This is a genomic window from Mesorhizobium sp. WSM4814 (assembly GCF_055811595.1).
This window is the reverse complement of the sequence record NZ_JBVVQT010000038.1, coordinates 18,078-29,003: the sequence shown is the minus strand read 5'-3', so window position 1 is coordinate 29,003 and position 10,926 is coordinate 18,078. Positions and strand designations below refer to the sequence as shown.

The 10,926-nt window shown below is 62.4% G+C and carries 8 protein-coding genes and 1 pseudogene; all 9 read left to right on the top strand.

Annotation, left to right across the window (positions count from 1 at the left end):
• Positions 1-87 precede the first annotated feature (87 nt).
• Entirely contained in the window at positions 88-2,577 is a 2,490-nt protein-coding gene (locus tag AC0L2V_RS30805; protein WP_473511614.1) for a mechanosensitive ion channel domain-containing protein, read from the top strand.
• A 184-nt stretch (positions 2,578-2,761) separates the two neighbouring features.
• Entirely contained in the window at positions 2,762-3,025 is a 264-nt protein-coding gene (locus AC0L2V_RS30800) for a hypothetical protein (RefSeq protein ID WP_473511613.1), read from the top strand.
• A 260-nt stretch (positions 3,026-3,285) separates the two neighbouring features.
• Positions 3,286-4,719 carry a UbiA family prenyltransferase gene (locus AC0L2V_RS30795; RefSeq protein WP_473511612.1) on the top strand — a complete coding sequence of 478 codons (1,434 nt, stop codon included), beginning with the start codon at positions 3,286-3,288 and terminating at the stop codon, positions 4,717-4,719.
• Between the two features lie 2 nt (positions 4,720-4,721).
• A complete protein-coding gene (locus tag AC0L2V_RS30790) occupies positions 4,722-6,074 on the top strand; it encodes an FAD-binding oxidoreductase (RefSeq protein WP_473511611.1) in 1,353 nt (450 codons plus the stop codon).
• A gap of 119 nt (positions 6,075-6,193) precedes the next feature.
• Positions 6,194-6,670, top strand: coding sequence for an EamA family transporter (locus AC0L2V_RS30785; RefSeq protein WP_473522037.1), 477 nt, complete (start codon positions 6,194-6,196; stop codon positions 6,668-6,670).
• Positions 6,667-7,674, top strand: a complete 1,008-nt coding sequence (locus AC0L2V_RS30780) for an NAD-dependent epimerase/dehydratase family protein (protein ID WP_473522036.1) — start codon at positions 6,667-6,669, stop codon at positions 7,672-7,674. Before AC0L2V_RS30785 ends, AC0L2V_RS30780 begins: the two co-directional genes overlap by 4 nt.
• Before the next feature lie 23 nt (positions 7,675-7,697).
• The gene (locus AC0L2V_RS30775) at positions 7,698-9,170 is read left to right on the top strand and encodes an aspartate aminotransferase family protein (RefSeq protein ID WP_473522035.1); all 1,473 of its coding nucleotides are present in this window, start codon (positions 7,698-7,700) and stop codon (positions 9,168-9,170) included.
• A gap of 21 nt (positions 9,171-9,191) precedes the next feature.
• The gene (locus tag AC0L2V_RS30770; protein WP_473522034.1) at positions 9,192-10,427 is read left to right on the top strand and encodes a hypothetical protein; all 1,236 of its coding nucleotides are present in this window, start codon (positions 9,192-9,194) and stop codon (positions 10,425-10,427) included.
• 79 nt (positions 10,428-10,506) lie between these two features.
• Positions 10,507-10,788: pseudogene (locus AC0L2V_RS30765) on the top strand (FkbM family methyltransferase); the annotation flags it as partial.
• Positions 10,789-10,926 lie beyond the last annotated feature (138 nt).

Below are 10,926 nucleotides of genomic sequence, written 5' to 3'. Positions count from 1 at the left end.
GGGCGGGACGGCTTGCTCCCCGGTATGAGCGTCTTTATCAAGGGCGAGCTTTAGAACGCCTTACCGCCTGTGAGTCGCCAAACGATCATGCTTTTCCGACTGCTCCGCTTCGTTCTGGTCCTGGCGATCGTCGCCTCGGCGCCGCTGTCGCTTGATGCGGCGGCGCAGGGGCTTGATCAGGCTGTCTCCGGAGTGGTCGCCGACCAGCAGAAAATCCTGCAGGACCTGACGACAAAGACCGACAATCTCGAAAAGAAAATCCACGAGGACGGTGACGACGACGCCAGCCTTGTCGACATCCGCCTGCAGCTCGAGGAAATGTCGCAAGGTGCGCTGAACAGCGCGCTTGCCTTCCGCCCACGCCTTTCGGAGATCAACGCAAGGCTCGATCAACTCGGGGCGCCGCCGGCCGCGGGCCAGCCGCCCGAACCCGACATCGTGACCAGCGAACGCCAGGCGCTGGCGTCCGAAAAGGCCGAGATCAATGCAGTCATCGCCGCGGCGCAAAACCTGTCGATCCGCATCAGCGGCCTCATCGCCAAGATCGGCAATATGCGCAGCGAGCTGTTTCGCAATCTGCTCACCAAGCGCTACGTGCTGTCCGACGCGTTGAGCCCTGAGGTCATTTCCGATGCCAATGGTGAATTTACCGGCTTCAACAAGGCAGTGTCGTCGTGGCTGAGCTTCGTCTTCAAGTTCAAGTTCCAGGCCGTGCTGGCCGCGACCTTGACGGCGCTTTCCCTGGCGGCGGTGCTTTTTGTCGGTGGGCGGCGTTTGTTCGGGCGTGTCTTCGAAGCGGACCCGTCGGTCGAAGATCCGTCCTATCTCAGCCGGTTGTCGGTGGCGTTCTGGTCGACATTGCTGCCGACGCTGGCGGTCGGCGTCTTCCTGGTCTCGACCGTGTTCTTTTTCAACTACTACAATGTGTTGCGCGGCGACATTGGCGTTTTCCTGAATGCGCTGGTCGGGGTCATCGCGGTGGTGTTCTGCGTCAACCGACTGGCCAATGCGACGCTGGAGCCGCGGCTGCCGAACTGGCGGCTCATCCCCGTTGAATCAGGCCCGGCACGCTGGCTGGTGCGGCTGACGACCGCCATGGCGGTGGTGATCGGCGTCAACTATTTCCTGTCGGTGGTCAACGACACGATGGGCTCGCCGCTGTCGCTGACCATCGCCAGAAGTTTTGTCGCCACCGTCATCGTCGGCATCATCCTGATCCTGATGGCGCTGCTGAAGCCGTTCAAGGCCACCGACGGAAGCTGGCGCCCCTGGCCGGCGTGGCTGCGCTACACGGCAGTCGCGATCGGCCTTTTCACCATTGCCACGGCGCTGCTCGGCTATATCGGCCTTGCCATCTTCGTCTCGCTGCAGGTCGTGGTCACCGGTACCATTCTGGTGACCGCCTATATCGGCTTCCTGTCAGCGCGGGCGATCAGCGAGGAAGGTGGCTTTGCCAACACGTCGATCGGGCGCTGGCTATCGACCAATTCCAGTTATGAGGAGTCCGCGCTCGACCAGCTCGGCCTGGTCGTCAGCGTCGCCATCAACCTGATGATCGTGCTGGTGTTCCTGCCGCTGATCCTGTTGATGTGGGGCTTCCAGCCCGGCGACATCGAGGCCTGGGCCTACAAGCTGGCGACGGGCCTCACCGTCGGCTCGGTGACGATCTCGGTGACCGGCATCCTCACCGGCATCGTCGTCTTCATCATCGGCTATTTCCTGACGCGCTGGTTCCAGGGCTGGCTCGACGGCTCGGTGATGGCGCGCGGCAAGGTCGATACCGGCGTGCGCAACTCGATCCGGCTGGCGGTCGGCTATGCCGGCGTCGCGCTCGCAGCCCTCGTCGGCGTCTCGGCGGCGGGCATCGATCTCTCCAACCTGGCGCTTGTCGCCGGCGCCCTGTCGCTGGGTATCGGCTTTGGTCTGCAGAATGTCGTCTCCAACTTCGTCTCCGGCTTGATCCTTTTGGCCGAGCGGCCGTTCAAGGTCGGCGACTGGATCGTCGCCGGTGAGATCAGCGGCACGGTCAAGAAGATCAGCGTGCGCGCTACCGAGATCGAGACGTTCCAGCGGCAGTCGGTGATCCTGCCCAATTCAAACCTGATCAACAATGCGGTCGGCAACTGGACGCACCGCAACAAGCTCGGTCGCATCGACATCAAGGTCGGCGTCGCCTACGGCAGCGACGTCAAGCAGGCCCATGCTGTGCTGTTGGAGATTGCGCGCGGCCATCCGCTGGTGCTGAAAAATCCGGAACCCTTCGTGCTGTTCACCAATTTCGGGGCGGCCGCTCTCGAATTCGAAATCCGTGTGTTCCTGGCCGACGTGATGAACGGCAACATCGTGCAGAACGACATTCGGTTTGCCGTCCTCGACGAGTTCGCCGATCAGCATATCGAAATTCCGTCGGCGCCGCGCGCCGTCGTCGAGACCAAGAAGCATGAGGCGTGGCCAATCGATGACGACAAGATCGAAGTCGATTTTGCGGAACAGGAGCAAGCAAAGGCGGAAGCCGTGGCCGAGACGAAACGCCTGGCCAGATCCGGGCGCAAGACCCGCAAGCCGGATCCCGATTAGGGTAAATTGATATTCAGCCGGCCTGCGAACGGCTGATACCTGCGCTTCCGACGCAGCCAAAGCAATTGCGGCATGAATGCGGCATTCAGTTGCCGTTCAGCTGGCATCTCATATAAGCTCACATGCAAACGGCGGGAATGCCTTGCGAGATGCAACAGAGGCGGTGGCAACACCGATATTGCAAATGTGGAAGTCGCTCGTCGCCGCCATCGCTTTTCTTGCCGTGGGCGGTTCAGCCTTTGCCGCCAGCGCCACCAACAAGGACGCCGAGACCCGCACACTCGTCGTGACCGAAGGCGGTAGCAAGACGGAGCTGGCGCTGGCCGCCGGCGAAACCGCTGAATTCTGCCCGACCGGCTGTTTCGTTACCATGCCGAATGGCGACCTCGAAGCGCTGACCGGTTCGGAAACAATCGAAATCTCTGGCGGCGTCGCCCGCATCAAGTAACCGCGTCAAAAAACGTTGACTAGTTTTTAGAAGGCCGGGCAAATGCCCGGCCTTTGATCGTTTCGGGTTATCGAAATTTAACGATGAAAGGGAAAATACCGTCACGCAAGCCAGGCCGGGCCGGACGCTTTAACGATCGCTGCGCTGTTGCCCGCTATATCGGGCCGAAGACGCCGAAGCATGGGGTTTTGGATCGGCGCCTGATCCTTTCCGAAAGGTCGGCTTTCGGGATCATGCGCTTTTAGGCAGGGCAACGAAGAATGGATGCGCGGTCGGACAGGAACGCAATCCCGCTTGCTGTCGATCTCGACGGCACGCTGATCGCGACGGACCTGTTGTGGGAAGGTCTGTTCATCCTTCTCAAGAAGAATCCGCTCTATGTTTTCCTGGTGCCGTTCTGGCTCGCCGGCGGGCCGGCGCGGTTGAAGCAGGCCATCGCTCAACGCATCGACATCGATCCTGCGTCGCTGCCCTACCGCGAGGCGCTGCTTCAGCGCCTTCGCACCGAACATGGCGAAGGCCGCAAGATCGTGCTGGCGACCGGGACGCCGCGTAAATTCGCCGAGGCGATCGCCGCACATCTCGGGATATTCGATCGCGTCCTGGCGACTGACGGCCCCCACAACATGACGTCAGGCAGAAAGCGCGCCTCGCTTGTCGCCGCCTATGGCGATGGCGGCTTCGACTATGCCGGCAACAGTCGGCACGACCTTAAGGTATTCGACGCCGCGCGCACGGCAATCGTCGTCGCGCCCGACCGTCATGCCGCGCGCTGGCAGGCCGCGCACAGTGCTGAAATCATGCCGGCGCCGAAGCCGACATTCAGAACCATCGTCAAGATGCTGCGCGTTCATCAGTGGCTGAAAAACTCGCTGATCGCAGTGCCGATGGTGCTGTCGCACGAGTACTTCAACGCCGACATGATCTGGGAATGCCTGCTGGCATTCGTCTCGTTCAGCGCGGTCGCTTCCGCCATCTACATCCTCAATGATTTCTTCGATCTCGCGCTCGACCGCAAACACCTGACCAAGCGCAACCGGCCATTCGCCAGCGGCGCGCTGTCGATCCCGTTCGGCCTCGGTTCAATGATGGTGCTGCTCGCAATAGGCGTTGCTGCAGGGCTTCTGCTGCCGATCGAATTCCTCGGCGTGCTCGGCGGCTACATGGTCATCACCACCGGCTATTCGCTGTCGTTCAAGCGCATGCTTCTGATCGACGTGCTGATATTGGCCGGTCTCTACACCATCCGCGTTCTGGCTGGCGCCGCGGCGACCGGCGTCGACGTCTCGTTCTGGCTGCTGGCCTTCTCGATCTTCTTTTTCCTGTCGCTGGCGCTGGTGAAGCGGTTTGTCGAGCTGCGCACGACTGCCATTCCGGCCGGCGAGCGCATTGCCGGCCGCGGCTACCGCACCGAAGACCAGGAGATCGTCGCCCAGGCGGGCATGGCGTCGGCCTTTTCCTCGGCGCTGGTGCTGGCGCTCTATATGGACAGCGCTGCGGTGCGCGAACTTTATCCGCATCCTTGGCTGGTCTGGCCGCTGGCGCCGATCGTGCTTTACCTGACCATGCGCGTCTGGATTCTCGCCCGCCGCGACCAGATGCATGACGATCCGGTCGTCTTCATCATCCGCGACTGGCGCAGCCAGATCGTCGTGCTGATCGGCGCTGTGTTTCTGGTCGTCGGAGGCTGGTAGGCGTGGGGCAGGAGCGGTTCCAGAGCTTCGGTCTTGCCACGCCACCGGCACTCAATGTGATCCCGGCGGACGACGCTGTTGCGCTGCTGAAGAGCGGCAAGGCGACAAGAAACGCTTTGCTCGCCTACGGCAACGGCCGCTCCTATGGCGATTCCTGCCAGAATGGGGCCGGCACGATCATCGATATGCGGCCGCTGAACAGGATCCGCGCCTTCAATGCCGAGACCGGCGTGATCGAGGCCGAGGCCGGCGTGCTTCTGTCCGACATCATCGCCCATGCAGCGCCATACGGCTTCTTTCCCGCCGTCGTTCCGGGCACGCAGTTCGTCACGCTCGGCGGCGCCATCGCCAACGACGTTCACGGCAAGAACCATCACCGGCGCGGCACCTTCGGCTGCCACGTCGAATCCTTGACGCTGCTCAGATCGGACGGACAGGCCCATTACAGCTCGGCCACCGAGAATGAACGCCAGTTCGCGGCGACGATCGGCGGCATGGGGCTGACTGGCCTGATACTGTCCGCATCGATCCGGCTGATGAGGGTGCCATCGCTCGACATCATCGAGAAGGTGACGCCGTTCCGTGATCTCGGCGAGTTCTTCGAACTTGCAGAAGCGGCCGATCAGGCCAACGAATACGTCGTCGCCTGGATCGACCAGCTTGCCGGCGGCCACAGTCGCGGGCGCGGGCTGCTGTTCACCGGCAATCACGCCGAGTATGGCTCCCATGTGGCCTTGCGTGCCGGTGGAAATCTTTCGGTGCCGTTCCAGCCGCCGTTCAACGTGCTCAACCGGCCGTTCCTGACTGCCTTCAATGCCGCCTACCGGTGGAAGAAAGGCCGGTCGACGGAGGCGCGTCAGGTCGGCTACCAGGGTTTCTTCTTTCCGCTCGACGGCGTCGGCAACTGGAACCGCCTCTATGGACCGAATGGGCTTTTCCAGCACCAGAGCGTGATGCCGGAAGACGTCGCGCGCCGAGTGGTGCCGGCGTTGCTTGCGGCGGCAAAACGGGCCGGGCAGGGCTCGTTCCTCACAGTCCTGAAGCGCTTCGGCGGGGTCCGCTCGCCGGCACTGCTGTCGTTCCCGCGGCCGGGTTTCACGTTGACGCTGGATTTCCCCAACCGTGGCAGGGCGACGCTGGCGCTGCTGAAGGAGCTCGACCAAATCACGGTCGAGGCCGGTGGTGCGGTCAATCCCTACAAGGATGCCCGCATGGGCGACGACGTTTTCGCAGCCTCCTTTCCGGAATGGCAACGCCTCGAAGCGATCCGCGATCCCGCCTTCATGTCGAGTTTCTGGGCGCGAACGGCGCAAAGGCTCGAGGCGCGACACGGAGCCGCCGAAGCCGCGGAATAGATAACATTCGAATAGTTCGTGGTAAACAGATCGATAATTCAAGCTTTCCTCGAACTTTTTTGTGCTTCACGAAATGTTTGGAAGTTTTCAGTAGAACGAAAAAGGTTGATGAGAAAAACATGAAATACATCGTATCAATTCTGTTCACGGTCATGACCAACGCCGCCGCGCAACTCATGCTGAAGCAGGGCATGATGTCACTCGGTCCGATTTCCTTCGACGGCAGCAATCCGTTGCTGAAGCTGTTGCAGATCGTCTTCAGCCCATGGGTTTTCTTCGGCCTATGCACCTTCGTCATCTCGATGGCGGCGCACATCTATGTGCTGTCCAAGGTAGAGCTCAGCTTCGCCTATCCGTTCCTCAGCCTCGCCTATGTCGCCGTTGCGATCTTCGCCTATTTCATCTTCCGCGAAGACCTCAATGGCTGGCGTATCGCCGGCATCGCTTTCATCTGCGTCGGCACGGTGCTGATCGCCCAAAGTGGCCGGGATCTGGGTGGCCGGGATTTGGATAGCCGGGATTTGGGTGGTCGCGGGCATGACGAGGAAACGGCCTCCTTTTCGTCCGACAAGATTCACAGTGGGATCGTTCGATGAGACATGTGATCTTCGGCGGCGACGGTTTCGTGGGCCGCCACCTTGCCCCGAAACTCCTGGCCGATGGCGAGGAGGTGGTCGTCGCAGATATCGCCAAAAGCGACCTGCCGCATTACCGCTCGGTCCGATATGTCAGGTGCGACGTCACCGATCCGGCCTCGGTCGCTTCGGTTGGGCTGAAGGCCGACGACATGGTCTACAATCTGTCGGCGAAAATGCTGTCGCCGATCCAGGTGCGCGCCAGGCGCCACGAATTCTTCTTCCCGGTGAATTTCCACGGCACCGAGCATATCATGCAGGCGATGGACAGAGCCGGCGCGCCCAAGCTCGTCCATTACACGACCGACATGATCTACGGCCACACGGTCACACAACCAATGACCGAGGAGCACCCGGTCGCGCCGCTCGGCGAATATGGCTGGTCGAAGCAAAAGACCGAGGAACTGGCCGTCGAATGGCGCAAGCGCGGCATGTCGATCTCGCTTTTTCGGCCGCGCCTGATCATCGGCCCCGGCCGCCTCGGCATCCTCGAAAAGCTGTTCAAGCTGATCGACTGGAACCTCCCGGTGCCAATGATCGGCTCGGGCAAGAACCCGTATCAGTTCATCTCGGTGTTCGACTGCGCCGAGGCGGCGCGCGCCGCCTGGAGAGCCGGCGTGCCTGATGAGGCCTATAATCTCGGCTCGCTCAACCCGCCGCCGGTCCGGAAACTGCTCGGCGACCTGATCAGGCATGCCGGGTCGAAATCGATGCTGATCCCGACGCCGGGCTGGGCCGTCAAGCGCACGCTCGACCTGCTCGACCGCTTCAACATGCCGATCATGGATCCGGAGCAGTATCTGATCGCCGACGAGGATTGCGTGCTCGACGTGTCCAAAGCCGAACGCCAGCTCGGCTGGGTGCCGCAATATCGCGACGAGGACATGCTGATCGCCGCCTACAGCGAATATCGCGCCAAGAAAGACGGCCATGCCGTCGCCGCCAAACATGTGCCCGCCGAGTGATGCGCCAGCAGGAGATTCTTGAGATGACCGTCATGACTAAGCCAGACCACACGACTGCGCGCGCCACGGTCAGCGGGCGGGCGCTTTCGCCCGCCACCACCGCCAAGCCCGATCTGATCAGCGTCGAGCAGGCCAAGGCGATGGACGTCGCGCGCATGACCGACCTGTTCAAGGCGCATCTCAACCCCGGACAGCTGCATTTCATGAAGCTGCTCGGCTTCCACAAGATCAAGGTCGAGCGCGCCGAAGGCATGTTCTACATCGACCAGAACGGCCGCAAGATCCTCGATTTCTTCGGCGGCTTCGGCTCGCTGGCCTTCGGCCACAATCATCCGCGCCTTCTCGAGGCGCGCAAAAAGTTCCAGGAGGAGAAGCGGCAGGAGATCGCCATCGCCTTCATGTCGCAATATGCGGCGGCGCTGGCGCACAATCTCGCCAAATGCTCGCCCGGCGACCTCGACATGGTGTTTCTGGGCTCTTCCGGCTCCGAAGCCATGGAGGCGGCGGTGAAGCTCGCCGAGCGCGCCGCCGGCCCGAAGCGGCCGAAAATCGTCTATGCCGAGAATTCCTTCCACGGCAAGACCAAGGGCGTGCTGGCGATCACCGACGGCTCGCTCTATCGCGCCGACTTCAAGATGGCCGACAATGTCATGCGCATTCCGTTCGGCGACGTCGAAGCGGTCGAGCGCACGTTCCGCTCCGATCCCGAGATCGGCGTCATCGTGCTCGAAACCATCCAGGGCGGCGGCGGCATCATCCAGGCGCCTGCCGAATACTGGCAGAAGCTGCGTGCGCTATGCGACCAATACGGTGTTCTGTGGGTCGCCGACGAGGTGCAGTGCGGCTATGGCCGCTCCGGCCGCTTCTATGCCTTCGAGCACTACGGCGTCGTTCCGGACGTGACGGCGCTGGCAAAGTCGCTCGGTGGCGGCAAGGCGGCGGTCGGCGCGATGATCGCCAGGCGCGAGGTCTATTTGAAGGCCTATGGCACGCCGAAGACGGCGATGATCCACGCCATGGCCACCTTCGGCGGCATGGGCGAGGCCTGCGTCACCTCGATCGAGGCGCTCAACGTGCTTTACGACGAGGGGCTGATCGACAACGCCGCGGTCACCGGCGACTATCTGCTGCAACGCCTGCAGGCGTTGCAGCAAAAATACCCGAAGATCATCAAGGAGGTCCGCGGCAAAGGCCTTATGGTCGGGCTGGAATTCCACGACTTTTCGCAGACCTTGCCGATGGTGCTGCGGCCTGTGGTCAGCGTGCTTGACGACAAGCTGAAGGGATCCTTGTCCGGCTTTGTTGGTGCTTTGCTGCTGCGTGACTACGACGTGCTCGTTGCCTTCACCGAATACAACCGCAACGTCATCCGTCTCGAACCGCCGCTGATCTGCCAGCGCGAACATGTCGACCGCTTCGTCGAGGCGCTCGACAGCCTGTTGTCGCGCGGCATCGTGTCGATCGTGAAGGATTTCGTCAAAAGCCAGGTTCGTTAGCCAGGTGCGCCGAGCGAGACCATGCTGAGCAAGTCTCCGGCTCCGACAAACCTGCTCGACCGGCTGACCAAGGCCAGTCTGGCATGGGGCGAGGGCACCTATGCGCGTCTTGCCGCACCGATCGGGGCGGCTGCCTTCGCGCTCTACATCCTGCTGACCGCGGCGACGGCATGGTTCATGCCTGACGCCAATTGGGACATGCTGCCCTACCTTGCGATCGCCGAGGAGGGCACCTATCGCGATGTGCAGGCGCTGCACGATTATGCCTATGGCACGGTCAGGGACGGACTATCGGCGAGCGACTACAAGGCGCTGACCGATGATGGCGGCGGCTTCCGCAGTCATATGGCCGGGAATGCCGCCGATTTCCATTCGCTGCTCGGCATGTACCGGATCAAGTTCCTTTACGCCGAGATCCTGTCGACGATGAGCTCGGCGATGTCGCCGGTCGCGGCGATGCGGCTGCTGCAGGTGTTCTCGGTGCTGCTGTTCGGCGCGATCGCGCTGCTCTGGCTGCGCTCAGAGGGCGCGCTGGCGCTGGCGCCGGTTCTCGGCGCGGTGCTGATGATGGCCGATTTCGGCGACGCGGCGCGGGCGTTGACGCCTGACCTGCTGTGCTCGGCGCTGTTCCTCGGCGGGCTCTTTGCCTATAGGCGCGGTCGTGAAGTGGCCACCGCGATCCTGCTCTTCCTCGCTTTCATGGCTCGGCCCGACAATATTGTTTTCCTTGCCATTTTTGCCGTTCTGCTGTTGGCCTTCCGGCAGAAGGCGTGGGGCGCGCTCGCCGGCTTTGCCGCCTCGCTCGTCGCCTATTTCGCCATCTCGCACTGGGCGCAGCATCCCGGCTGGTGGCCGCATCTGTGGTTCTCCTCGATCGAGCAGCGCTACAATATGGCCGGCTTCGATCCGCCGTTCTCGGCAGTCGCCTACCTCCGGGCTTTTGCCGTCTCCCTGATCCGTGCCGTCAGCCTGAACAACTGGGTCGGCGTCTCGGTGCTGGCGCTGGCGGGGTGGTATGCCTCAAGCCGTGCCGGCTTCAAGCTCGACCGCCGCGCCGGCATTCTGTTTGCGGCCTTGGTGCTCGGCGTATTGGCCAAATTCACGGTCTTCCCCATCCACGACACCCGCATCTACTTTCCCAATCTGATCCCGCCGTTCCTGCTGCTCGCCAGCCCCTTCATGGCGCTTTGGGCATCAGCGAGCACCAACGGGCGCGGCGCCGCGCCATTGCACGTCATTCCTGGAGACAAGTCATGAGTTCCGTTTCCAGCCTGGCGCGCATCGCGCTGTCGCTCGGTCTTCCCGCTGGCATCCTCGATCGCGGGCCATCGCTGCGCGGTTCGCGCCGCACCTCAGGGATATCGAAGTGCCGTCGGAGACATTGCAGACGCTGCTCGACCGCAACGGCATCACCCGTATCGACGCCTTCCTTGTCGATTGCGAAGGCGCCGACTGGATCGTCTTCGAGCAGCTCGACCTCGAGCGCTACCGTCCCGGCATGATCAAGGTCGAGGTTGGTGCGTTGCCGGCGGCCGAGATCGGCCAGGTCGTGGTCAAGTTGAAGACCGCCGGCTACCAGGTCGGCTTCCAGGCCGAGGACATCTGGGCCTTCGCCTGAGGGGTAGTCCCGGGCCCGAAAGCAGCTGATCCTTTCGGGTCGCGTCGCATCTGCAGCGTGTCGCAAACAGGCGGTAGCATGGCGGCTGGCGCCTGCATATTGTGCGCCGATCAAACGGGCGCCGGTGCCCGCTTTACC

What these genes read in the sequence shown, in the direction of transcription:
- AC0L2V_RS30780 (WP_473522036.1), top strand. Translation starts at nt 6,667, where the DNA reads ATGAGACATGTGATCTTCGGCGGCGACGGTTTCGTGGGCCGCCACCTT.
- AC0L2V_RS30770 (WP_473522034.1), top strand. Translation starts at nt 9,192, where the DNA reads ATGCTGAGCAAGTCTCCGGCTCCGACAAACCTGCTCGACCGGCTGACC.
- AC0L2V_RS30800 (WP_473511613.1), top strand. Translation starts at nt 2,762, where the DNA reads ATGTGGAAGTCGCTCGTCGCCGCCATCGCTTTTCTTGCCGTGGGCGGT.
- AC0L2V_RS30775 (WP_473522035.1), top strand. Translation starts at nt 7,698, where the DNA reads ATGACCGTCATGACTAAGCCAGACCACACGACTGCGCGCGCCACGGTC.
- AC0L2V_RS30805 (WP_473511614.1), top strand. Translation starts at nt 88, where the DNA reads ATGCTTTTCCGACTGCTCCGCTTCGTTCTGGTCCTGGCGATCGTCGCC.
- AC0L2V_RS30795 (WP_473511612.1), top strand. Translation starts at nt 3,286, where the DNA reads ATGGATGCGCGGTCGGACAGGAACGCAATCCCGCTTGCTGTCGATCTC.
- AC0L2V_RS30785 (WP_473522037.1), top strand. Translation starts at nt 6,194, where the DNA reads ATGAAATACATCGTATCAATTCTGTTCACGGTCATGACCAACGCCGCC.